19 protein-coding genes are annotated in these 24479 nt (G+C 69.2%); 9 read left to right on the forward strand and 10 right to left on the reverse strand.

What is annotated here, in order from left to right; translation table 11 throughout:
* The first annotated feature begins 23 nt into the window (after nucleotides 1-23).
* Nucleotides 24-2867 carry an FAD-binding and (Fe-S)-binding domain-containing protein gene (locus tag ACY48E_RS10480; RefSeq protein ID WP_462872107.1) on the forward strand — a complete coding sequence of 948 codons (2844 nt, stop codon included), beginning with the start codon at nucleotides 24-26 and terminating at the stop codon, nucleotides 2865-2867.
* Here the strand turns inward: ACY48E_RS10480 and ACY48E_RS10485 are convergent.
* A complete protein-coding gene (locus ACY48E_RS10485; protein WP_462872108.1) occupies nucleotides 2823-4469 on the reverse strand; it encodes a sensor domain-containing protein in 1647 nt (548 codons plus the stop codon). The two genes, ACY48E_RS10480 and ACY48E_RS10485, sit on opposite strands and share 45 nt — an antisense overlap.
* A 238-nt stretch (nucleotides 4470-4707) precedes the next feature.
* On the opposite strand from ACY48E_RS10485, the gene ACY48E_RS10490 reads away from it, so the two are divergent.
* Nucleotides 4708-5868: a beta-ketoacyl synthase N-terminal-like domain-containing protein gene (locus tag ACY48E_RS10490; RefSeq protein ID WP_462872109.1), complete on the forward strand. Its 1161-nt coding sequence runs from the start codon at nucleotides 4708-4710 to the stop codon at nucleotides 5866-5868.
* A gap of 27 nt (nucleotides 5869-5895) precedes the next feature.
* On the opposite strand, the gene ACY48E_RS10495 is transcribed toward ACY48E_RS10490, so the two are convergent.
* From ACY48E_RS10495 to ACY48E_RS10515, 5 genes are all read right to left on the reverse strand, one after another.
* Nucleotides 5896-6540: a chymotrypsin family serine protease gene (locus tag ACY48E_RS10495; protein WP_462872264.1), complete on the reverse strand. Its 645-nt coding sequence runs from the start codon at nucleotides 6538-6540 to the stop codon at nucleotides 5896-5898.
* 65 nt (nucleotides 6541-6605) lie between these two features.
* Nucleotides 6606-7589, reverse strand: coding sequence for a ribokinase (locus ACY48E_RS10500; RefSeq protein WP_462872110.1), 984 nt, complete (start codon nucleotides 7587-7589; stop codon nucleotides 6606-6608).
* Complete coding sequence (locus ACY48E_RS10505; RefSeq protein WP_462872111.1) at nucleotides 7580-8593, reverse strand: magnesium and cobalt transport protein CorA; 1014 nt, start codon at nucleotides 8591-8593, stop codon at nucleotides 7580-7582. Before ACY48E_RS10505 ends, ACY48E_RS10500 begins: the two co-directional genes overlap by 10 nt.
* A gap of 22 nt (nucleotides 8594-8615) precedes the next feature.
* Entirely contained in the window at nucleotides 8616-9143 is a 528-nt protein-coding gene (msrA, locus tag ACY48E_RS10510; protein ID WP_462872112.1) for a peptide-methionine (S)-S-oxide reductase MsrA, read from the reverse strand.
* Nucleotides 9140-9847 (reverse strand): TetR/AcrR family transcriptional regulator, encoded by a 708-nt coding sequence (locus tag ACY48E_RS10515; protein ID WP_462872113.1) that lies wholly within the window; start codon nucleotides 9845-9847, stop codon nucleotides 9140-9142. Before ACY48E_RS10515 ends, msrA begins: the two co-directional genes overlap by 4 nt.
* A gap of 127 nt (nucleotides 9848-9974) precedes the next feature.
* Here ACY48E_RS10515 and ACY48E_RS10520 point away from each other — a divergent pair, with 127 nt between their 5' ends.
* Nucleotides 9975-11534, forward strand: a complete 1560-nt coding sequence (locus ACY48E_RS10520) for an MFS transporter (RefSeq protein WP_462872114.1) — start codon at nucleotides 9975-9977, stop codon at nucleotides 11532-11534.
* A 36-nt stretch (nucleotides 11535-11570) separates the two neighbouring features.
* Here the strand turns inward: ACY48E_RS10520 and ACY48E_RS10525 are convergent, their stop codons facing one another.
* On the reverse strand, nucleotides 11571-12665 hold the full coding sequence (locus ACY48E_RS10525) for a glycosyltransferase (protein ID WP_462872115.1): 1095 nt from the start codon (nucleotides 12663-12665) through the stop codon (nucleotides 11571-11573).
* Nucleotides 12666-12751: 86 nt separating this feature from the next.
* Between ACY48E_RS10525 and ACY48E_RS10530 the strand changes: the two genes are divergently transcribed.
* Together ACY48E_RS10530 and ACY48E_RS10535 are read left to right on the forward strand one after the other, a co-directional pair.
* Entirely contained in the window at nucleotides 12752-13936 is a 1185-nt protein-coding gene (locus ACY48E_RS10530) for a PucR family transcriptional regulator (RefSeq protein WP_462872116.1), read from the forward strand.
* Between the two features lie 142 nt (nucleotides 13937-14078).
* Complete coding sequence (locus ACY48E_RS10535) at nucleotides 14079-15158, forward strand: TerC family protein (RefSeq protein WP_462872117.1); 1080 nt, start codon at nucleotides 14079-14081, stop codon at nucleotides 15156-15158.
* A gap of 65 nt (nucleotides 15159-15223) precedes the next feature.
* Here the strand turns inward: ACY48E_RS10535 and ACY48E_RS10540 are convergent, their stop codons facing one another.
* From ACY48E_RS10540 to ACY48E_RS10550, 3 genes are read right to left on the reverse strand one after another with little or no spacing between them, the layout of a single operon-like run.
* On the reverse strand, nucleotides 15224-15862 hold the full coding sequence (locus ACY48E_RS10540; RefSeq protein ID WP_462872118.1) for a LutC/YkgG family protein: 639 nt from the start codon (nucleotides 15860-15862) through the stop codon (nucleotides 15224-15226).
* Nucleotides 15829-17295: a LutB/LldF family L-lactate oxidation iron-sulfur protein gene (locus ACY48E_RS10545; RefSeq protein ID WP_462872119.1), complete on the reverse strand. Its 1467-nt coding sequence runs from the start codon at nucleotides 17293-17295 to the stop codon at nucleotides 15829-15831. The genes ACY48E_RS10540 and ACY48E_RS10545 overlap by 34 nt, the downstream gene beginning before the upstream one ends.
* Nucleotides 17292-18035, reverse strand: a complete 744-nt coding sequence (locus ACY48E_RS10550; protein ID WP_462872120.1) for a (Fe-S)-binding protein — start codon at nucleotides 18033-18035, stop codon at nucleotides 17292-17294. Before ACY48E_RS10550 ends, ACY48E_RS10545 begins: the two co-directional genes overlap by 4 nt.
* An 85-nt stretch (nucleotides 18036-18120) precedes the next feature.
* On the opposite strand from ACY48E_RS10550, the gene ACY48E_RS10555 reads away from it, so the two are divergent.
* The 4 genes from ACY48E_RS10555 (at nucleotide 18121) to car (ending at nucleotide 24474) form a co-directional block, all read left to right on the forward strand.
* Entirely contained in the window at nucleotides 18121-18807 is a 687-nt protein-coding gene (locus ACY48E_RS10555) for a FadR/GntR family transcriptional regulator (RefSeq protein WP_462872121.1), read from the forward strand.
* An 81-nt stretch (nucleotides 18808-18888) separates the two neighbouring features.
* Nucleotides 18889-20286: a DUF2252 domain-containing protein gene (locus ACY48E_RS10560; RefSeq protein WP_462872122.1), complete on the forward strand. Its 1398-nt coding sequence runs from the start codon at nucleotides 18889-18891 to the stop codon at nucleotides 20284-20286.
* 5 nt (nucleotides 20287-20291) lie between these two features.
* Complete coding sequence (gene idi / locus ACY48E_RS10565) at nucleotides 20292-20912, forward strand: isopentenyl-diphosphate Delta-isomerase (RefSeq protein WP_462872123.1); 621 nt, start codon at nucleotides 20292-20294, stop codon at nucleotides 20910-20912.
* Between the two features lie 79 nt (nucleotides 20913-20991).
* Nucleotides 20992-24474, forward strand: coding sequence for a carboxylic acid reductase (car, locus tag ACY48E_RS10570; RefSeq protein ID WP_462872124.1), 3483 nt, complete (start codon nucleotides 20992-20994; stop codon nucleotides 24472-24474).
* Nucleotides 24475-24479 lie beyond the last annotated feature (5 nt).

Below are 24479 nucleotides of genomic sequence, written 5' to 3' on the forward strand. Positions count from 1 at the left end.
ACGGGGCTACCGGGGTGACGCCGGTGGATCGGCCCGAGGTGGACCCCGCCGACGTGGTGGCAGCCCTGCGCGCCGCGGGGGTGGCAGACGTGCGCGACGATTCCACCACGCGGGCCGCGTACTCCACCGACGCCTCGCTCTACCGAGTGTTCCCGCGGGCGGTGGTGTGTCCGCACGATCGCGACGAGGTGGAGGCGGTGCTGTCGGTGGCGCGCTCGGCCGGAGTCGGTGTGACCGCGCGCGGCGGCGGCACCTCGGTGGCCGGCAACGCCGTCGGACCCGGTGTGGTGGTGGACTTCTCGCGACACATGAATCGCATCCACCTCCTCGATCCCGACGCCCGAACCGCGGTGGTCGATCCCGGCGTGATCCAGCAGCGCCTGCAGGCGGCCGCTGCGCCGCACGGCCTGCTGTTCGGGCCGGACCCCTCGACATCGAGTCGCGCCACCATCGGCGGGATGATCGGCAACAACGCCTGCGGCAACCGCACACTCGGCTACGGACGCACCAGCGACAACGTGCTCGGGGTGGAGGCGATCACCGGTGGCGGCGAGAGGATCGCCGTCAGCACCGGTGCGGCGTCGACGGCACCGGTCGCTGCGCGCGTGCGTGCGATCGCCGAGGGATCGCTGGCCACCATCCGCACGGAGTTCGGCCTCTTCGGACGGCAGGTCTCCGGCTACTCCCTCGAGCACACCCTGCCGGAGAACCGCACCGATCTCACCCGACTCCTGGTGGGATCGGAGGGCACGCTGGCCATGATCACCCGCGCCACCGTCTCACTGGTGACCGCGCCGACGCATCGAGTGCTGGTGGTACTCGGCTACCCGGACATCGCGTCCGCCGGCGACGCCGCACCGCTCGTGCTGACCTTCGCCCCCACCGCGTGCGAGGGGATCGACTCGCGCATCGTCGACGTGGTGCGCGGCAGACGCGGCGGCCGGTCGGTGCCGGAGTTGCCGCGCGGATCGGCGTGGCTGTTCGTGGAGGTGGCCGGCGAGTCCCTCGGGGCGGCGCAGTCCCTGGCGCAGCAGGTGGCCTCCGGGTGCGACGCCGTGGACGCGCGCGTGATCACCGATGCCTCCGCGGCAGCGGCCCTCTGGCGCATCCGCGCCGACGGTGCGGGCCTGGCGGGTCGCACTCCGCGGGGCCTGCCCGCGCACGCCGGATGGGAGGACTCGGCGGTGCCGCCGGCGCGGTTCGGCGACTACCTGCGTGCCGTCGAGGACCTGTTCGACGACTACGCGGTCACGGCCCTGCCCTACGGGCACTTCGGCGACGGGTGTCTGCACGTGCGCATCGACTGGCCTCTGAGTCCCGACGGCGATCCGGGGATGCTGCGCCGATTCGTCACCGACGCCGCCGCCCTGGTGGCCGGTTTCGGTGGATCACTGTCCGGTGAGCACGGCGACGGCCGCGCACGCAGCGAACTTCTGCCGCTGATGTACTCCCCCGCGGCGATCGGGCTGTTCGGCCGGATCAAGAACGCCTTCGACCCGGACAACCTGCTCAACCCCGGCATCGTGGTCTATCCCGATCCGCTCGACGCGGCGGTTCGCGTGTCCGCCGCCCCCGCGCTTCGCCGAGATCTCGCCCTTACCTACCGCGGGGACGGTGGTGACTTCTCCGCCGCCGTCCACCGCTGTACCGGGGTGGGCCGATGCCGCGCCGACGCCACCGGGGCGAGGTCGGTGATGTGCCCGTCGTACCTGGCCACACGGGAGGAGACGGACTCCACACGAGGACGGGCGCGGGTGCTGCAGGAGATGATCAACGGCACCGATGTCACCGGTGGATGGCGATCACCGGAGGTTCACCAGGCACTCGATCTGTGTCTGTCCTGCAAGGGTTGCGCCTCCGATTGCCCGACGGGTGTGGACATGGCGGCCTACAAGTCGGAGGTGCTGCACCAGGCCTACCTCGGACGAGTGCGGCCGGCCTCGCACTATGTGCTCGGACGTCTGCCGCGCTGGGCGGCACTCGGATCGCACGCACCTCGCCTGGCCAACGGGTTGCTCGCACTCCCCGGCATGTCCGCCGCCGCCCTCACCGTCGCCGGGGGCGATCGGCGCCGATCTCTCCCGCCGTTGGCGCGCACCACGTTTCGACGGTGGTTCCATCGCACGGCGGACCTGCGACGTCCCGGCGGCGACCCGGTGTTGCTGTTTTTGGACACCTTCACCGACTTCTTCACACCCGAGGTCGGTCGTGCGGCGGTGGCGGTTCTCGAGCACGCCGGGTTCAGCCCGCAGCTGACCGACCGCCGCTCGTGCTGCGCCCTGACGTGGATCACCACCGGTCAGCTCACCACCGCACGAAAAGTTCTGGGGCGCACCATCGATCAGCTCGACATCGCGGCCCGGTCGGGCGTGCCGGTGGTGGGCCTGGAACCGTCGTGCACCGCGGTGCTCCGGTCGGACTCGCAGGACCTCGTCGCCTCGACAGCCGCTGATCGCGTCGCCGGTGCCACACGCACTCTCGCCGAGCTTCTCCACGAGCGAGGTTGGCGAGCGCCCGATCTGACCGGAACCACCGTGGTGGCCCAACCGCACTGTCATCATCACGCGGTGATGGGCTGGGACACCGATGCGCGGCTGCTCGACGGCGCGGGTGCGCAGGTCACACGCGTCGGGGGGTGCTGTGGTCTGGCCGGGAACTTCGGCGTCGAACGCGGACACTACGACGTGTCGGTGCAGATCGCCGAACAGCAGCTGCTCCCCGCCGTAGATTCCGCGTGCGCCGACCCCACGCACCCGGCGACGATCCTGGCCGACGGATACTCCTGCCGCACGCAGCTGAAGGATCTGCGCGGCCACCGGGCGCTACACCTGGCGGAGCTGCTCGCTGCCGGCCTGCCAGCTCGGTAGGCGCTCACCGAAGTAGCGGGTGCGCCGACCTCCGGCGATCTTCGCCTCGTACATCGCCGAATCGGCGTCGCGCAGGATCTCTCGCGCCGACCTCGTATCGCGGGCGTCGAGAATCAGCGCACCGATACTGGCGCCGACGGTCAGGGCCGATCCCTCGACGTAGAGCGGTCGTGCCAGCGTCGCATGCACGCGCTCGGCGAGCAGGTCTATCTCCGCGACGGAGATGTCCCCGCGCAGCACGGCCACGAACTCGTCACCGCCGAGTCGGCCGACGATGTCGGTCGAGCGCATGGCCCGTCGCAGCCGCTCCCCCACTATCAGCAGCACGTCGTCACCCGCGCAGTGACCCAGGGTGTCGTTGATCGTCTTGAGCTTGTCGAGATCGATGAACAGCACACCGATGTGTGAATCGTGCCCGGCCGCCATCGATTCGGCGATGGTGTGCTCGATCGCCGAGCGATTGGGCAGGCCCGTCAACACGTCGTGCGTGGCCTCGAACTCGAGCCGCGCGGTCTCGGTGAGGGAGTCGGTGATGTCGGTGAAGGACAGCACCGCCGACGCGCAGTTCGGGTCGTCCGGGATCAGCGGCGCGCAGTGCACCGACAGCCAGATGGTGCTCCCGTCGGCCAACCGGTAGCCCATCACCATCCCGTCCGAGGATTCACCCGTCGCCCACAACCGACCCGTCGGGTACTCGTGTTGCTCGAGGCGGCGACCGGTGCGGTCGAACGCGGGAAGCGAGGTCCAACGCCCACCCTCGTGGGCCACCACCTCGTCGTCGACCTTGTTCAGCACGCGCCGCGCTGCCGGGTTGATGGACTCGATGGTTCCGTCGCGCGAGAGCACCACCACGCCGTCCTCGAGGGTGCCGACCACCGTTCGGAAATGCTGCTCGGCACGCAGCAGGACGGACAGGTCGGTGCAGATCAGCACGTACCCGTCGTCCATCGGCGACACAGACACACGCACGGTTCGCGGCGCCCCCGTAGCGGTGTGGTGGACCTCGGTGCTCGATCCGCCCGCCGCGACCACCTGCGCCGGGTCGAGTGCGCTACCGACCACCACGCTCGCCGGCCTCCCGATGACGTCGGCGGCCGCACGTCCGTAGAGCGTCTCGGCCGCCGGGTTCCAACTGGTCACCTCCCCCGAACAGGTGGTGGCGAAGATGGCATCGCTGACGTGCTCGACCAGAGCGGCCTGAAGACGCAGCGAGCGCTGCACGGCCTTGTACGGGCTCAGGTCGCGGAAGACCACCTGGTACGCCGGCCGACCCGCCCACTCGGTACGCACCGAGACCGCCTCGACCGGCACGGTGGTGCCGTCCGTGCGCACCAGCACCGCCTCCGAGGGCGCCGACGCCTCGCCCTCGACGCGCAGCGACTGGATACGGGCGAGCATCGCGTCGACGTAGTCGCCGTCCACCATCGAGGTGATCGGCAACCCCACGAGGGCGCCGGGATCGGCGCGCATCCACCGCTCCCCTGCGGGATTGACGTAGCGGATCACGCCCTCGGAATGGACGGCAATGGCATCGGGGCTGTGGTCGACGAGACGGCGATATCGCTCGTCCAGGTCGGCCGGTTGCCTACCCTCGATTGACACGTCGCTCCCGGAGTTCGTCCACGGAAACGGCGGGAGCGGACCCGCCGCTTTCTGTCTGTTACTCGATTGAACCATGACATTCGAGGCACTGCCGAGGCCTCGTCGCCACCGATCGGCCGATATCCCGAATGAGTTGTCCGATTCCCGTATTCGATGTGGTGTTCGAGTGCAACTTCGGGGTCAATAGAGGGAACCGACCCGAAATACGGGCGGTTGACCGACCCGGAAGGACACTGCTGTGCGCACTCAGAAGGATGCATCGATCGTCGGAATCGGATCCGTCACCGGATACGGCTGGGGCACCGAGGCCCTGTGGACCGGACTGCTCAGCGGCAAGTCCGCGGCCAGCCTCGTCCCCGGCTACCGCAGCGACCCCGAGGAGGGCGGCTGGGTCTCCCTCGTTCCGCCCGGCGGAGCCGAAGGCGACGGCCCGTCCCGCTCGGCGCGAGCCACCATGGCCGCGGTCCGCGAGGCACTCGCCGACGCCCGCTCGCGGGGGTGGGAACCAGGCCGCCGCGTGGGACTGCTGCACGCCGTGGTGCTGCCCGAGACCAACCAGTGGCGCGACTTCTACCTCGTCGACGGAGCCGACCGCACCCGGCGCGAGTACCTCTCGCTCATGCCGTCGACGGTGGTGTCGAAGCTGATGACCGAATTCGATTTCCACGGCCCCGCGATGAACCTGTCGGCAATGTGCTCGTCGGGCAATTCGGGTGTCATCACCGCCAAGATCTGGCTCGATGCGGCAATGGCCGACGACGTCATCTTCGTGGCCACCGATCTGTCGGCGAATCCGGAGAACGTCAAGCACTTCGAGAAGCTCGGCGTGGCCATCACCGACAAGGAACCACTCGACGCGTCACGACCGTTCCAGGAAGGGTCGAGCGGATTCATGGTCGGCGAGGCATCGGCGGCCATGGTGATCAGCGCCGGTTCGGGCAGACCGTACATGCGTGCACTCGGTGGGGCGATGTCGCACGACGGCTACCACGTGACGTCAGTCGATCCGCGCCTGACGCACGTGCGCAGCTGCGTGCAGGACGCACTCTCGGTGTCCGATGTCGAAGCCGAGGCCGTGCGGTACATCAACGCCCACGGCCCCGGCACCGCGCAGTGCGACGCCGCGGAAGCGCAGATCCTCGACACCGTCTTCGCGTCGCGCCCGCACATCTACTCGATGAAGCCGCTCGTCGGCCACTGCCAGGGGGCAGCGGCCGCAGTCGAGATGATCGCCACCGCGATGAGCTTCGAGACGGGTGTGGTGCCGGCGCCGCCGCAGGTTGCCCCCGGCCACCCGCGGTTGCTCGACGGGCCCACCGAACTGGAACCGGGCCTGACCCTCAAGACCTCGCTCGGCATGGGTGGTCACAACTCGGCGGTTCTCCTGGCACCGGCCTGAGGGGGTGGCGAGTGGGACCGGGACCGGTCAGCGCGTGGGCACGAACCCTGCGCCCGCGCCGCCGGCCCGGTCGATCTCGCGCAGGATCGAGCGGAAGTCGGTGCCCGACGACGGGCCGATGCACGGGAAGAAGAAGTAGGCGTTGACCATCGCCACGAGCGTGCTGCCCTTGACCACCGGTGCGCCGGAGTCGCCGGCGTCGGTGCACGCCTGATTGAACGTCTGCTGGGAGTTGAAGAGGTCTCCGTACGTCACTCCGCACGTGCGTCCGGTGGTGCGACCTTCCTTGCAGACCACGTCGAGGAATACGGCCGGGGCGCCGACCCCGTCGATACGGGTGCCGCCGATCGTGGCGGCGGGGATCACCTGACCACCGAAGGTGATCACGGCGTAGTCGTAGACGGGGTTGACGGCCACGACGGTCCCCACTGCCCCGGCGCCGGGGCGGTACTCGGCGGAGATCCGGTCGCCGACCGCCGCGCAGTGCCCGGCGGTCAGTCCCACCAGGGCGCCACCGCGGTCGCGGCCGATGGTGGTGAGCGTGCAGTAGTTCTTGGCGTTGCCGGCAGGACCCGAGACCAGTAGTCCCGATCCGCCACCGAGAACCACGCTCTCCGCGGCGCGTGCCGAGGGGGCTGGGAACACCCCTGCCGTGAGGCCGAGGACGGACATCAGGACAAGGCCGAACACGGCGCGCTTGGTCACGGGGTGAATGCTTCGGAAGCGGTGCCCGCGTGTCAAGCCACCGGCGGGGGGAGATCGCTCACAGACAACCCGTGGTCGGCGAGAAACTGCTGCATACGAACCCTCGAGGGATATGACGGCTGCGCCCCGATCCCGAGGGTGGCGCACGCCCCGACCGCGACGGCGTACTCGGTGGCCGCGGCGAGGGTGGCCCCCTCGGCCAGGCGCGCGGCCAGCGCTCCGGCGAACGCATCACCGGCGCCGGTGGTGTCCACCGGGTCCACCCGTGGCGCCGGAACATGGACGACCTCGTCCCCGACCACGGCGACCGCACCGGCCGCACCGAGGGTGACGACGGCCCGACCGATACCTGCTCCACCGAGAGCGCGGGAAAGGTCGTGCCATCCCGGCCGTGACCGTAGCGCGTCCGACCCGAGCAACTGGGCGCACTCGTGTTCGTTCACCAGGACGACGTCGGCCGATCCGACGAGCTCGCGCGCGGCGGTGGCATCGAAGGGTGAGAGCGTGAGAACCACCGTTGCCCCGGCCGCACGCGCGAGCTCGGCTGCCCGAACCATCGACGCGGTGGGCGATTCGAGGCACAGGGCCAGCACCGATGCCGACTCGATGACCTCCCGGGATCGATCGATCGCGGCGCGGTCGAGACGCCCGTTGGCGCCGGGCGAGACCACGATGGTGTTCTCACCGGCCGCGTCGACGGTGATCACCGCCGTTCCCGTCGCCCCTGCCACGCGGTCGACGGCGTCCACCGCCACCCCTGCAGCCACCAGCGATCGCAGGCTCACCTCGGCGAACTCGTCGTCACCGACGACGGCGACCATGCTCACCGCAGTTCCCAGCAGCGCGGCAGCGACGGCCTGGTTGGCACCCTTGCCACCGGCCGCGACCATCAGGTCGGACCCGGCAACGGTCTCTCCGGGCTGCGGGAAGCGCGACGTGCGAACGATGAGATCGGTGTTGCACGATCCCGCCACCACCACGTGCGGGGCGTGACGCCCGCCGGGAGTCACAGCCATTTCTGCCTACGGAACACCCCGTAGAGCACCGACGACGAGAGCACCATCAGCACCAGTGCCAGCGGGTAGCCGACGGGCCAGGCCAACTCGGGCATGTGCTGGAAGTTCATGCCGTAGATCCCGGCCACGAGCGATGGCGCGAAGAAGATCGCTCCCCACGAGGAGATGCGCTTGACCTGCTCGTTCTGCTGGATACTCAGTTCCGTCATCGCGCGCATCTCCTCGTTCTGCCGCTGCGCGATCAAGGTGTTGTGCACCGAGAGCGCGTCGGCGAGGTTGGTGCGGAACCCGTCCACTCGATCGCTGATCCGGATGGCGTGATCGAGCACGTCGCGCAGGTTGTGCTGCAGCTCCTCGTCGACGTGATACTTCTCCGAGCCGTTGCCGAGCCGCTGCAGGATGTCCACCATGGGGGCCGTCGCGCGTTGAAAGTTGATCACGGTGCGGGACAGTTCGTAGATGCGCCGCGAGACGCCGGGATCGCCGTTGAAGAGTTGGTCGTCGATCTCGTCGATGTCCTTCTCGAGGTCGAGCACCACGGGCAGGTATTGATCGACCACCTCGTCGAGCACGGCGTACAGGATCGACTGGGGTCCGAGAGCGAGTAGATCAGGGGTGGACTCGAGGCGAGCCCGCACACGCGAGAGGTCGGGTGCCTCGGCGTGGCGGACCGTCACCACGAAATCGGGCCCCACGAACGCGTGCACCTCACCGAACTCCACCGTCTCGGTGGACTCGACATAGCGGGCGGGGCGCACGGCGATGAAGAGCTGATCGCCGTAGCGCTCGAGCTTCGGTCGCTGGTGTGCCGACACCGCGTCCTCGACCGCGAGCCGGTGGAGCCCGAACTCGTCGGCCACCGAACCGATTTCGGCGGCATCGGGCCGGTACAGGCCGATCCATCCCACGCCACCGGTCTCGCGCATCACCTCGTAGGTCTGGTCGAGGTCCACCGGGTCGTGAACGCGGTGGCCACCGACGTAGACGGCGTTGCCGATGATCACAAGAGGGCGGCGGATATCCGGGTCAGGACTGGGCCGCCGCGTTGCGCCTGGGCAGCACCCAGTCGGGACGGACCCAGTGGCAGGTGTACCCGTTCGGGATGCGCTGGAGGTAGTCCTGATGCTCGGGCTCGGCCTCCCAGAAGTCGCCGGCGGGTGCAACCTCGGTGACCACCTTGCCGGGCCAGATGCCGGAGGCTTCGACGTCGGCGATCGTGTCCAGCGCGATCTCCCGCTGCTGCTCAGTGGTGTGGAAGATCGCCGAGCGGTAGCTCAGTCCTCGATCGTTGCCCTGGCGGTTGAGGGTCGTGGGATCGTGGATCTGGAAGAAGAACTCGAGCAGTGCCCGGTACGAGGTGACGGCCGGGTCGAAGACGATCTCGACGGCCTCGGCGTGGGTGCCGTGGTTGCGGTACGTCGCGTTCGGCACGTCGCCGCCGCTGTAGCCCACGCGCGAGGAGATCACACCCGGCTGCTTGCGGATCAACTCCTGGACTCCCCAGAAGCATCCCCCGGCGAGGATGGCGGTTTCGGTGGTGCGGGCGGCGGTCATGGCTGGCGCTCCTTCGCGATCGGAGAATCTCTGTTTCGGCAACGACCGGGGTGCAGCGATTGTTCCGCCGTGGTGGCGACGCCGTGCGCGCGGTCGAGGGTCTCGAGCATCTGGTCGATGACCTGAGCAGCGGCCTCGTCGGGCAGCTTCTGCAGTGGGCCCTCGAGCAGCAGCATCGCCATGCCGTGCACGGCCGCCCAGCACGCGAACTCCGCGCCCGGTCGTGCGGCGGGTGCGAGATAGCCGACGTCGACGAGCTCATCGAGACAAGCGTTGAGCTGGCGGAAAGGGCTCTCGCCTGCCAGTGTGTCGGCGCCCAGGTCCATCGGCGGCGCTGTCTGCAGCGAGGGGTAGGCGGCGAACGCCACGCGGAACAGGCCGCGCTCTCGGCGGGCGAAGTCGATGTAGCTGCGACCGAGCTCGCGTAGCCGCAGGCGGGCGCGCTGCACGGGGTCGTCGTCGACCACGCAGGCCAGGCGCTCCTCCGACGCCGCGGTCAGAGCGGCCATGCCGGCGGCGGCTATTTCGCCCATCAACTCCTCGCGGTCCGCGAAGTGGCGGTATGCGGCGTTGTGGCTCACCCCTACCTGGCGGGCGAGCGAGCGCATTGCGACGCCGTCGGGGCCGTGCTCGCGCACCGCGTCGACCCCGGCGGCCACGAGGGCCTCGCGCAGGTTGCCGTGGTGGTAGCTGGCGTTGCTCACGGGGCCGAGCCTAAACCACGCCGCCCCGCACATGTTGACACCGGTAACACCGTGGTGCATTCTGAGCCGACTTTGATGTTGACACCGGTAACACCAGGATCGTCCCACTCTCCCGAAAGGCCCGACGATGCCGCTCGCACCAACTGCCGTCCGCAAGCCACTCGTACTGATCACGGTGTGTCTCGCGGCCCTGAGCATCAACCTCGACACCACGATCGTGAACGTCGCACTCCCCGAGCTCAGCCGGGCACTCGACGCCGGAACCCGCGAGCTGCTCTGGATCGTCGACGGCTACAACCTCGCGTTCGCCGCCCTCGTTCTCGCCATGGGCAGCCTGTCCGACCGTTTCGGACGCCGACCTGCGCTGCTCGTCGGCCTGCTCGGGTTCGCCACCGCCAGTGGTGTCGCGGCGCTGGCCACCAGCGCCGGTCAACTGGTGCTGCTGCGCTTCGTGATGGGCTTCTTCGCCGCCCTGATCTTCCCGACGACGCTGTCGATCATCTCCAACACGTTCACCGAGCGACGTCAGCGGGCCGGGGCACTGGGCGCCTGGGGTGCGAGTACCGGCCTGGGCGTTGCGCTCGGCCCGGTGACCGGCGGTTGGCTGATCGAGCATTCCACCTGGCACGCGGTGTTCTGGGCGCTGGTGCCGGTGGCACTGGCCACCGCGGTCATGGCGGCGGCGTTCGTACCGGAGTCACGTGATCCCGAGGTGCCACCTCTCGACTTCCCCGGCCTCGCCCTCTCGGTGGCCGCGCTCGGCCTGCTCACCCACACCATCATCGAGGGCCCCGAGTACGGCTGGGGCAGCCCGGCCACGCTTCTCGGCTTCGCCGGCGCACTGATCCTGATCGTGGTGTTCGTGGCGGTGGAACGCCGTGTCGCGCACCCGATGCTCGACGTCTCCCTGTTCTCCGACCCCCGCTTCAGCGCGGCGTCGGGCGCGGTCACGGTCGCCTTCTTCGCGCTGTTCGGCTTCATCTTCCTCATCACTCAGTACTTCCAGTTCGTTCGGGAGTACTCGCCGCTGGGCGCCGGTGCCCGCACCATCCCGGTAGCGCTCTCCATCGCGGTGGCCTCCGTGGTGGCCGGTGCACTGGCGCCGCGGCTGGGATCCAAAGCCGTCGTCACGCTCGGTCTGAGCATGCTCGGGTCATCCTTCGTGTGGATTTCTCGGAGCGGGGTCGACGTCGGCTACGCGAGCGTGATCGTGCCTCAGATGGTGCTGATGGGCCTGGGTCTGGGCCTGGTGAGCACCACGGCCACGGAGTCGATCATGCAGGTGCTGCCCCCTGCCCGGGCGGGCGTCGGGTCCGCGGTCAACGATGCCACCCGCGAACTCGGCGGCACCCTCGGCGTCGCGGTGATCGGCTCGGTCTTCTCGAGCGTCTATGCCGCGCGCCTCGTGGAATTGCTCGATGGTCGCCTGCCCGCCCCGCAGCTCGACGCGGCCCGCGAGTCCGTCGCGGCGGCGTCGGCGATCGGCCGGCAGCTGGTCGACATCAAGGACGCCGTCGCCGAGGCGTTCATGGACGGGCTGGCGGTGGGCTGCACGGTGATCGGCGTGCTCTGCCTGATCGGTGCTGTCGGAGCCCTGCTGGCCCTACCGGGACGCGGCCACCGCGCGCCCGAGGACGCCGACGGCGCAACCGTCGATCCGGCGTCCCGCACGGTCGCCGCCCGCTGATCGCGCCCCGTCATGCAGGGCCGTGCCATGGTCCGATCACGCCAGTACGGAGAGCATCCCGGCCACCGACGACGGCCACCCGAAGCTCTCGGCTCGCGCCCGCGCCGCGCCTCGCCCACCACCGGGAAGCGCCACCGCCGCCTCGATACCGCTCGCGAAACCCTCCGCGGTGTTGGCGGTGACGGCACCACACCGGGGCGTGACGATCTCCGCCAGCGCCGAGCTTCCCGAGACCACCACCGGGGTGCCGGCCGCCAGGGACTCGAGCGCGGCAAGCCCGAAGGTCTCGTGCGGGCCGGGCGAGAGGGCGACATCGGCGGTGGCGAGCAGCGCGGCGAGATCGGCGCGGTCGGCGATGAAGCCGGTGAATCGGGTATCGGTCCCCGCAGCGCGACGTTCGAGACTGCGGCGCAGTGGGCCGTCTCCCGCCACCACCAGGCGAAGGTCCACCCCGCTCTCGCGCAGCGCCCGCACAGCGTCGATCGACCGATCTACGTGCTTCTCCACCGACAGTCGTCCGCAGTGCACGGCCAGCAACCGTGCGCCGCCGTGCCACGGGGTGGGTCCCGGTTCACGCCGTCGGGGGTGGAACAGCTCGAGATCCACGCCGAGCGGAACGCGGTGCACGTTCGCCGCGCCGATCCGGTCGAACTCGGCGCGCGCGAACGCCGTGGTGCACACGACGGCGTCGTAGGTCGCCGCGGTGTCGCGGTTGGCAGCATCGGCCACCGCCCGTGCCAGCGTTGTCGGCATCACCTGACCCAACAACCGGTCCAGGCGCTCGTGCGAGATCATCACGCTGCCCACCCCACGGCGGCCCGCCCAGCGGCCCAACCCGCGCAGGGTCAGCCGGTCGGAGACCTCGATGGCGTCGGGTCGCACCGCCGCGACCACGTCGCGAACAGGACCGGGCATCGCCACCCGGTACCCGCCGGTCCACGGCACTCGCTGCGCCCGCACGCTCACGCGGTGCACTCCGGAATCGAGCACGCTCTCCCCGGCCTCGGATCCGGGCACCACGAGCGTCACCTCGTGCCCGGCGCGGACGTACCCCGCGCCCAACTCGTCGACGGCGGTTCGCAGTCCGCCCGAGCGCGGGCCGTAGAAGTTGGCCACCTGCACGATCCTCATGGCCGCAGCGTCGGCTGCCCCGGTGTCCAGCGCGCGACGCCACCGCGAACTCCCGGCCAACACTGCACGGTGGCACCCTGGTGACCATGCCGGCAGATCCCGCCCACGACGCCGCAGCGGACGCGGGGCTCGAGTCCGCGGACCTGCTCGGCGACTTCCTTCCGGTGGTGACGACGGCAGTGTCGGACGCCACGCCGCTCTCACGGCGATCACTGCGGCCCTACCGCGAACTCGGCGCCACGGCCGCGCGGCGAGGAGTGGCGCTGCGGGCGCTGCTCGATCTCTACCTCTCTGCAGCGTGGCGACTGTGGCCGCAACTGCCCGCCGTCATCGATGCCCGGGCCGATCCCGACGCCGTCGTCGCGGCCGGACACGTGATGTTGCGTGCGGTCGACGACGTGGTCGCCGAACTCACCGAGGGATATCAGCTCGCCAGACGGGCGGTGGTGCGTGCGCAGGCCTCGGCGCGTCGCGAGTTCGTCGACGACCTCCTCACGGGCGGGTCCGACGTCGCCGGGTTGTCGACGCGGGCAGCGTCGTTCGGCCTGCAGCTGTCGGGACCCCACGCGGTGCTCGTCATTCGTGCCGACAAACCGTTCCTCGACACCTCGCCGGTGACCGCCGCCATCGACCGTGCCGTCGCGGGCACCAAGGGCGACGCGGACGCCCTCGTCGCCACCAAGGAGGATCGCCTGGTGGTGGTCTTCTCGGCGCCCGACCAGGCCGCCGTCACCGAGATCCTCACGGCCACCCGCACCGCGCTGGGACCACGTCCGAGCGACACCGACGCCGCCGAGGCGGCCGTCGACCTCCGACGACCCGGAGCGCGGCTGGAGTGGCAGATCGGCGTCGGCCGCCCGTACACCGGGGCATCGGGTGTGGTGGTGTCGTATCAGGAGGCCCGCGAGGCGCTCGACCTCGCCGGCAAGCTCTCGCTCGCCGCGGAGGTGCTGGACGCGCGCGATCTCCTGGTCCATCACGTGCTGCTGCGCGACCGAGCGGCGATGAGCGATCTGGTCTCCACGCTGCTGGGTCCGCTCGACGAGGCCCGCGGGGGCGCAGGGCCGCTGGTGGACACCCTCGAGAAGTACTTCGCCTCCGGTGGCAACGCGGCCCGCACGGCTCGTGCCATGCACCTGTCGGTACGAGCGGTGACGTATCGCCTCGAGCGGGTGCACCAGCTCACCGGGTACCACGTGGACGACCCCGCTCAACGATTCGCGCTCAACACCGCGGTGCTCGGTGCGCGACTACTGGGCTGGCCGCCGTGAGCGATACTGGCTTCATTGCCGGTTTCCGGAAACGAAACCACTGCGAAACTGACGGACATTCGACTGCTTATTCCGTTGACCGGCAGTCCACACTGGAGGGGCGGTGCGTGTGCACCGCAGATTTCTACCCGAGGAGTTCACCGTGCTGAACGTTCCCGCGTGGGCATGGATCGCGTTCGCCGCGGTCGTCGTCATCATGCTCGCCATCGACCTGTTCGCCCACCGCGGCGCACACATCATCGGCTTCAAGGAGGCCGCGTGGTGGAGTGCACTCTGGGTGGGCGTGTCCATCGTCTTCGCCATCGTGGTCTTCGCCACCCTCGGAACCACCGCGGGCGTCGAGTTCACCACCGCCTGGCTGCTCGAGAAGAGCCTGTCGGTGGACAACCTCTTCGTCTTCGCACTGATCTTCGCGTACTTCAAGGTCCCGCGTGAGTACCAGCACCGCGTGCTGTTCTACGGCGTCGTGGGCGCCCTGGTCTTCCGCGGCATCTTCCTCGCCCTCGGCGTGGCCGTGGTCAGCAAGTTCACCGCGGTGCTCTTCGTCTTCGCCGCGATCCTGCTCTACAGCGCGTTCAAGCTGCTCAAGGACGAGGACGAGGACTACGACCCGAGCCAGTCCATCGCGGTGCGGATGCTCAAGAAGATCATCCCCGTCCGCGACGAGTACGCGGGCACCAAGTTCTTCGTCAAGGAGGCCGGCAAGCGCGTCGCCACTCCGCTGCTGGCCGTCGTGGTCGCGATCGAGGCTGCAGACCTGGTGTTCGCGGTCGACAGCGTCCCCGCGGTGCTGGCGGTGAGCGACGACCCGTTCATCGTCTACACCTCGAACGCCTTCGCGATCCTGGGTCTGCGGGCGCTGTACTTCCTGCTGTCGGGGATGCTGGCGAAGTTCCACTACCTGTCCAAGGGCCTGGCGATCATCCTCGGCTTCATCGGCGTGAAGCTGATCCTGCAGGCCGGGCACAAGGTGATCAACAGCAACATCCCGGAGATCCCGTCGCTGGTGTCGCTGGCGGTGATCACCACCGTCCTGACGGTGTCCATCGGGCTCAGCCTGCTCAAGCCCGTCGGCGACGAACCGGGAAGCGACGAACCGGGAAGCGACGAACCGAACGACCCGGTGGCAGTCGCCGGGACCGCAGCGGGCAGCACCGGCAAGGACGGCGGCGAGCAGGTGAGCGCCGACGCTGCAGGGCCGACGGGAAAGTCACGCGAGTAGCGGACGGCTGACGAAGGGCGGGGTCGGGCACCAGGTGTCCGACCCCGCCCTTCTTCCCCGCCGTGTCAGTCGCCCACGATCAGTACGTCGAGGGTGCGGGGCCCGTGCACGCCCTCCACGCGCGAGAGTTCGATGTCGCTCGTGGCACTCGGGCCGCTGACGAACGTCAGCGGCCGTGTCGGATCGAGAGCGGCGAAGGCTTGCGGCACGGTGTCGACGATGTCGGCGGCGAACACCACACATACGTGGTGATCGGGCACCAGCGTCAGCGCTCGTCGCCCTTGGAACCGCCCGGCATCGAGCACGATCGTCCCGGTCAGCGCGATCGCGACCGCGCAGCCGGTGACCACGGCGTCGGCGGCGTCGAGGTCGGCGACGCTCAACCCCGGATCGCGTCGAACCGTCACCGACGGCGGGAGCCAGGCGTCGGGTAGGTCCGCCGGCACCACCACCGTCGCGCCGGGCGCCAGTCGCTCCCCCACGGCGGCAGCGATGTCGGCGGTCCGAACGCGAATCACGGTGGCGCGGTAGTCGTCGACGGTGTGGGCGAAGGTGTCGACATCGCCCGGCCCGGTCGACGGGGCACGTTCGTACTCACGGGGCACCGCGTCCGGAACCGACGATCCGGCGGTGGCCCGTCGAATGCGGTCCAGGATCTCCGCGCGCGCGTTCACGACCGATCCCCCCGAGTTCGGGCCCACCATTGTCGGAACGACTCCTTGGGCGGCTCGGGCATGTCGCGGCTGGCGGTCCACAGCGATCCGGGCCACGGCAGGGAGGTCAGCGCACCGTCACGGTTGGACACCCAGCGGGCCACCCGCGACGCCGATTCCGCCGCGCCGAAGCGTGTCGGCGAGGTCATCAACCATCCGGCGGCGCGCATCGCGATCTCCTGACCGCCTGGCAGCCCGCCTCGCTCGGAGTCCACCTGCTTTGTGCGCAGGTGCACGAGTATCGACGGGATGTCGATGCGCACCGGGCACGCGTCGAAACAGGCACCGCACAGCGACGAGGCGTACGGCAGCGAGGCATTGGGGTCGTTGTGGCCGGTGGTGCCGGTCAGTTGGGGACTCAGGATCGCTCCGATCGGGCCCGGGTACACCGAGCCGTAGGCGTGCCCGCCGGTGCGCTCGTACACCGGGCACACGTTCATGCACGCGCTGCACCGAATGCAGTGCAGCGCAGACCGTCCCACCTCGTCGGCCAGCACGTTGGTGCGGCCGTTGTCGAGCAGCACCACGTGGAACTCCTGCGGGCCGTCGCCGGGTGTCACCCCCGTCCACATCGAGGTGTAGGGGTTCATCCGTTCCGCGGTGGACGATCGCGGTAGTAGCTGCATGAACACGTCGAGATCGCTGAAGGTGGGCACGAGCTTCTCGATGCCCATCACGGTGATCAGCGTCTGCGGCATCGTCAGGCACATGCGGCCGTTGCCCTCGGATTCGACCACCACCAGCGTCCCGGTCTCGGCGACGCCGAAGTTGGCGCCGCTGATCCCCACGCGCGCCGAGAGGAACTTCCGACGCAGGTGCGCGCGCGCCGCCATCGCCAGCTCGCGTGGTTCATCGGTGATCTCGGGGTCCACCCCCGGCATCCGACGCAGGAAGATCTCCCGGATCTCCGCGCGGTTGCGGTGAATGGCGGGCACCAGGATGTGGCTGGGCGTGTCGTCACCGAGTTGGACGATGAGCTCGGCGAGGTCGGTCTCGACGGCGGCTATCCCCTCGGCCTCGAGATGCTCGTTCAGCCCGATCTCCTGGGTGGCCATGGACTTGACCTTGACCACCTCGTCGCTGCCTGTCGCGCGAACGAGATCGGTGATGATCCGGTTCGCCTCGTGCCCGTCGCGCGCCCAGTGGACGGTGCCGCCTCGCGCAGTGACGTTCTCCTCGAACTGCGCGAGCAACTCGGGCAGCCGGGCCATCACGTCGGCCTTGATCGCGCTTCCGGCCCTGCGCAGGTCCTCCCAGTCGTCACACTCGGCCACGGCCAGTGCGCGCTTGTCGCGAATGGTGCGGGTGGCGGCGCCGACGTTGGTGCGCATCTGCGTCCGCTTGAGTTGCTCGTGCGCCGCGCGCGGAAATGCCTGCGTGCCACGAAGATTGCCCACGCCGGGGTTGCCGAGGAAGGTACTCATGCGCGCGCTCCCGTTCCGGCGAGGATCTCGGCGAGGTGGACGGTGCGAACACCCGACCGCAGCCTCGCCAGTCCGCCGCCGATGTGCATCAGGCACGACGAGTCGCCCGCGGTGCACACCTCGGCGCGAGTGCGGGTCACAGCGGCCATCTTGTCGGCGAGCATCGCGGTGGAGGTGTCGGAGTTCTTGAGGGCGAACGTGCCGCCGAAGCCGCAGCAGGACTCGGCGTCGGGCAACTCCACCAACGTCATTCCCCGCACGTTGCGCAGCAGTTGCAGCGGCTTGTCGGCCACACGGATCATCCGGATGGAGTGGCACGTGGGGTGATAGGTGACGCGGTGCGGATAGTAGGCACCGACGTCGGTGATCCCGAGAACGTCGACGAGGAACTCCGAGAGCTCGTAGGTGCGCGCGGCGAGCGAGGTCGCCCGGGTGGCCAGGGCGGTGTCCCCTGCCCGTCGGGCGAGGTCGGCGTGCTGATGTCGCACCGACCCCACGCAGGATCCCGAGGGTGCCACGGCCACGTCCCACTCGTCTCGGTCGAAGACCTCGACGTGATGACGAACCACCGGCAGCGCCTCGGCGGCGTACCCGGTGTTGATGTGCATCTGTCCGCAGCAGGTCTGCCCCGACGGGAACACCACGGTGTGACCGAGCCGCTCGAGGAGGGTGACGGTGGCCTTGGCGGCGTCGGGGAACAGAGCGTCCGCCAGACAAGTGGCGAACAGTGCGATGCGCATACGACCTCCCGTGGGGACCTGTGGTCCGACCACAGTAGCGCCGATGGTCCGACCACACGGCGAATCGGCCGATTACAGTGAGCCGATGCGAACCCACGAGGTGGTCCTGGCCCGAATCGAGGACGACCTGCGATCCGGGCGATTGACCGTCGGAGCCCGACTGCCCGGCGAGCGCACCCTGGCCGACGATCTCGCCGTGGGCCGCTCCTCCGTCCGCGAGGCGCTGCGCGTTCTCGAGGCGATGGGTGTGGTGCGAACCGCGGTGGGGTCCGGTCCCGAATCCGGCGCCACCGTGGTCGCCGACCCCGCGACGTCGATCGGCTCGGCACTGCGACTGCACGTGGCCACCCGGTTCCTCCCGATCGCCGACGTGGTCCAGACACGCGTCCTGCTCGAGACGTGGGCGCTTCGCGAGGCCGGCTCCCACCCGGACACGGACACGACGGCGGCGCGGGCACTGCTCGAGTCGATGAACGATCCGTCCCTGACGCCCGAGCACTTCCACCGACTCGACGCCGAGTTCCATGTCGCGCTCACCGGGCTCGCCGGGAACGTGCTGATCGAGGCGATGATGACCTCTCTGCGTGAGTCGATCCAGGGCTATGTCATGGAAGCCGTTCCGTTGCTCGATGATTGGGCCGGGGTTGCTGCCGACCTGCGCCGAGAGCACCACGAGATTCTCGACGCTCTCACCACCGGCGAGGGAGAGCGGGCCGCCGAGTTGGTGCGCGCCCACATCGAGGGGTTCTATCGCCTCACCCTCCCGCGGTGAGCGGCTCGCGGAGCCCCGCCAGGGCTGAGCGGCTCGCGGAGCTCCGCCGGCGGCGGTGCCCCTGACGTAGCATCGGCACCCGTGACCGGGCCATCCGTACCACTGAATTTCCGCACCTACGTGCCCTCGACCGCGGTGCGCGAGCGGGGTCGGTCGTTGCGCGGCACCATTCCGCCGAACCGCATCGGTGAAGGCCTGTTCACCGGAGCACGGCCCTCGGTGGTCGAGTTCATCGACTCCTCCAACGAGGGCCGGTTACCCCACCTGACGGCCCTGCGGGTCGAGCGGATGGCCGCCTCGCCGTTCTCGTTCTACCGCGGCGCCGCGGCGTTGATGGCCCACGATCTCGCCCCGATCCGCGTCACCGGCCTGAACGCGCAGCTGTGCGGCGATGCGCACGCCGCCAACTTCGGCCTCTACGGCACCCGCGACGGCCGAATCATCATGGACATCAACGACTTCGACGAGACCGTCGTCGGCCCCTGGGAGTGGGACCTCGTGCGCCTGGCGGCCAGTCTCGTGCTGGCCGGTCGCGAGGGCTCGGTGAGTGAGGACCGAAGCCTCGAAGCGGCACAGGACGCGGCACGCTCGTACCGCCGGACGATGCGCGAGCTGGCGGATCTTCCCTTCATGGAGTCGTGGAACGCACTGCCGGACGAGTCCATCCTCTCCGAGTCCAAGGCGCATGATCTGCTCGAGGATTTCGCGGTCGCCGCGCGCCGGGCCGGGCGCAACACCAGCGCCCGGGTGGCCGCCAAGTGGACCGTGCACCTCGAGAACCACACCACCGGCGTCGTCGAGCAGCGCTTCGTCGACAACCCACCCGTTCTGACCCACGTCGAACAGGCCGTCGCGGACGCCGTGATCGATTCCCTGCCCGAGTACGTGGCGAGCCTGCGCGAATCGCGTCACGAGCTCATCGCCCGCTTCGCGGTCTCGGACGTCGCCTTCCGCATCGTGGGCACCGGCAGCGTGGGTCTGCGCAGTTACGTGGTGCTGCTGCACGGAAACGACAACGAGGTACTCATTCTCCAACTCAAACAGGCGCGCGCGTCCGCTCTGGCGCCCTACGTCGGCGGACCCGTGGTCACGCACGAGGGTCGTCGCATCGTCGAGGGTGCGCGCAATGCACAGACCGACACCGACATCCTGCTCGGGTGGACCACCGTCGACGGCGTGCCGTTCATCGTGCGTCAGTTCCGGAACCTCAAGGGTGACATCGATCCCACCACGCTGAGCGGAAAGCACCTCGACGACTACGGCCGCCTGGCAGGTGCATTGTTGGCGCGTTCGCACGCACGCTCGCTCGACCCGCGTCTGTTGGCCGGTTACTTCGAGGACGACAAGGAACTCGACGAGACGATCGGCCGGGTGGCTCGCGCCTACGCCGATCGCACCGAGGCCGATCATGCGGATCTGCTCACCGCGATCGCCGACGGTCGACTCTTCGCCGCGACCGAGGGGACTGGGCGCAGCTAGCATCGGTGACCGTGAGTGTGGATTCGAGCAAGCCCGTCGAATTGGTGGTTCTCCTGGACGAGGACGGCCGGGCGATCGGTACCGCCGACAAGGCCGCGGTGCACACCGCCGACACCGCTCTGCACCTGGCCTTCTCGTCGTACGTGTTCAACCGTCGCGGGGAGGTGCTGCTGACTCAGCGCGCGTCGACCAAGAAGACGTGGCCGGGGGTGTGGACCAACACCTGCTGCGGACATCCCGGCCCCGGTGAGGAACTCGACGGCGCGGTGCTGCGGCGGCTCGAGCAGGAGTTGGGTCTGACGGTGGATTCGGCGCAGATCGTGCTGCCGCGCTTCAGGTATCGCGCCGTGATGGACAACGGCATCGTCGAGTACGAGGTGTGTCCGGTGTTCCGCGTCGTGATCGAGGACGACGCTCTGCGGCCCGATCCCGCCGAGGTCGACGCCGTCTCGTGGCGGCAGTGGCAGCCGTTCGCCGCGGCGGTTCTCGACGGCACCGAGGCCGTCTCGCCCTGGTGTTTCGAGCAGGTGCGCGAACTCGCAGAACTCGGTGACGACCCGTTGACCTGGCGCACGGGATCGGCCGATGCGCTTCCACCCGCTGCGAGGGTGTCGACGCGCACGTGAGCAGCGTCACTGTTTGATCGTGCGACGATCGGCCTACAGTCGTTAGTGGTAGCAACTATCACTATTTTCGGAGGCCCCCATGGTCGACAGAGCGCTGCGCGAGAAGCTCGTCGCGAACGATGCCCAGTACCGGGCCGCGACGCCCGATCCCGACGTGACCGCAGCGATGGCCGACCCGTCGCTGAGCCTCGGCGCACTGGTGCGCACCGTCATGACCGGGTACGCGGACAGACCTGCGCTCGGAACACGCTCCTGCCGTCTGCACTCCGATCCCGACAGCGGCCGCACGGTACGCACCCTGCTGCCGAGTTACGAGACGACCACCTACGGCCAACTGTGGGCCACGGTCTGCGCGGTGTCGGCCGCCTGGCGCCTGGACCTCGACCTCCGACCGGGGGACTTCGTGGCGCTGCTGGGCTTCATCAGCGCCGACTACACCGCCCTCGACCTCGCCTGCGTCCACACCGGAGCGGTGTCGGTGCCGCTGCAATCGTCGGCCACGGCCGACGCGCTGCGACCGATCCTCGTCGAGACCGCACCACGCGTCGTCGCCGTGGGAGTGGACTACCTCCCCACCGCCGTCACCGCCATCGACGGCGCCGTCGCGCCGGACCGCGTCGTGGTGTTCGACTTCGTTCCCGAGATCGACGATCACCGAGACGCACTGCAGGCCGCCCGCGACACACTCGGCATCGACACCGTGGTCACCCTCGACGAGGTGGTTCGGCGCGGGACCACTCTCGCCGCGGAGCACCCCGACGCGGCCGCAGACCTGTACGAGCCGGCCGACGGGGAGAACCCGCTGGCCACCATCTTCTACACCTCGGGTTCCACCGGGACACCCAAGGGCGCAATGTATCTGCAGAGCACCCTGGCCACACCGTGGCGCGGCTTCACCGGCAGCGGCGCACCGCGGTACCCGTCGATCCATCTCAACTTCATGCCCATGAGTCACCTCTACGGCCGGATGTGGTTGTTCGGCACCCTGGCAGCCGGGGGCACCGCCTACTTCGCGGCGGCGCCCGATCTGTCGACCCTGTTCGACGACCTGTCCCTCGTGCGGCCGACCGCGCTCAACCTCGTCCCGCGCGTGTGCGAGATGATCGCGCACCGCTACGGCTCCGAGCTCGCGCGACTGCGTGACGACGAGGCGGACGATCAGATCGCCCGCGAGCGCGCGCGGATCCTCGTGCGCGACGAGCTGCTGGGCGGACGAGTCCTCTACGCCGTGTCCAGCTCCGCTCCCCTGGCTCCGGAACTCCGCGAGACGATCTCCTGGATTCTGGACACCGAGGTCACCGACGGGTACGGCTCCACCGAATCCGGAATGCTGCTGCAGGGCAATGTCATCGCGCGTCCACCGGTGATCGACTACAAGCTCGTCGACGTCCCCGAGCTGGGTTACTTCGCCACCGACAAGCCCCACCCGCGCGGTGAGCTGCTGGTGAAGTCGACGACCATGTTCCCCGGCTACTACAAGCGGCCCGAGGTGACGGCCGAGATGTTCACCGAGGACGGCTACTACATGACCGGTGATGTGATGGCGGAGATCGGACCGGATCAGCTGGTGTACGTCGACCGCCGCAAGAACGTCATCAAGCTCGCCCAGGGCGAGTTCGTCGCGGTGTCCAAGCTCGAGTCCATCTACGTCAACTGCCCCGAGGTGGCGCAGATCTATGTGTACGGCAACAGTGAGCGCTCCTACCTGCTCGCCGTCGTGGTCCCGACTCCCGAGGCGCGCGAGCTACCCCCCGCCGCAATCGTGGAATCGCTCTCGCGCATCGGGTCCGCCGCCGGAGTCAACCCGTACGAGATCCCCCGCGCGGTGCTCATCGAGCACGAACCGTTCACCGCGGACAACGGGCTGCTCTCCGGGGTCGGCAAGCTGCTGCGCCCGGCACTGAAAGCTCGATACGCCGATCGCCTCGAGGCCCTCTACGCCGAACTGGCCGGCAGCCGTGAGCGCGAGCTCGACGAACTTCGAGCTCGCGCGAGCTCGGTACCCGCGCTCGAGACGGTCACCCGCGCCGCACGAATTCTCCTGGACGCCGGCTCGGAGAGCCCCGCGTCCGACATGCACTTCACCGATCTCGGTGGCGATTCGCTCTCGGCCCTGACCTACTCGACCCTTCTCGGCGACCTGTTCGACGTCGACGTTCCCGTATCGCTGATCGTCGGGCCCACCACCACACTCGCGGCCATCGCAGCTCACATCGAGCAGGCCCGGGCCGGGGACGGGCAGCGCCCGACCTTTGCCTCCGTGCACGGTGCCAACGCGAGAGCCGTCCACGCGTCCGATCTCACCCTCGAGGCGTTCATCGACGTCGACACCCTGAACGCGGCGCAGACCCTGCCCGACCCGTCCGGCGAGATCCGCACCGTTCTTCTCACGGGCGCCAATGGGTACCTCGGCCGATTCCTGTGCCTCGAATGGCTCGAACGGGTCTCGGCCGTCGGCGGCACCGTGGTGGCCGTCGTACGCGGCACCGACATCGCAGACGCTCGACGCCGCCTCGACGACGCGTTCGACTCGGGCGATGCCGAGTTGATGCGTCACTTCCACGAACTCGCCCGCGACCATCTCGAGGTGGTCGTGGGAGACATCGGCGAGGCTCGACTGGGTCTCTCGGAGGCCACGTGGAACCGATTGGCGGACACCGTCGATCACATCGTCCATCCTGCTGCGCTCGTGAACCATGTGCTGCCGTACTCGCACTTCTTCGGGCCCAACGTCGTCGGGACCGCCGAGCTGGTCCGCCTCGCCCTGACCAACCGTCTCAAGGGCATCGACTACCTCTCGACCGTGGCGGTGTCCGTCGGCATCGCGCCGTCGGAATTCGAGGAGGACGGCGACATCCGCACGATGAGCCCGACGAGGACCGTCGACGACTCGTACGCCAACGGCTACGGCACCAGCAAGTGGGCGGGAGAGGTGTTGCTGCGCGAGGCACACGAGCGCTTCGGCGTTCCGGTCGCAGTGTTCCGCTCCGACATGATCCTGGCGCACAGTCGATTCCGCGGCCAACTCAACGTTCCGGACGTGTTCACCCGCCTGATCCTGAGTTTGGTTCTCACCGGCATCGCACCACGGTCGTTCTACCTGCCGGGCGACGATGGTTCCCCCGCTCGCGCTCACTACGACGGGTTGCCGGTGGACTTCACCGCCGCTGCGGTGGCCGGGCTCGCCGCACACGAGCGCGGTCGGTTCACCACCTACGACGTCACCAATCCGCACACCGACGGCATCTCCCTGGACACCTTCGTCGACTGGCTCATCGAGCAGGGGCACCGGATCGAGCGCATCGACGACTACGCGGACTGGCTCCACCGCTTCGAGACGGCTCTGCGCGCACTTGCGCCCGAGCAGCGCTCGGCGTCACTGCTCCCGCTGCTGCATGCCTATGCGCACCCGAGTCCGGCGCGTGATGGCTCCGCCATCCCGGCAGAAGGGTTCCGCGCCGCCGTGCAGCAGGCCGGGATCGGGCCGGATCGCGACGTGCCGCACCTCGGCCCCGAGCTGATTGCCAAGTACGTGCGCGATCTCGAGCCGCTCCTGAAGTAGGCGGA

The organism is Rhodococcus sp. AZ1, assembly GCF_054979605.1.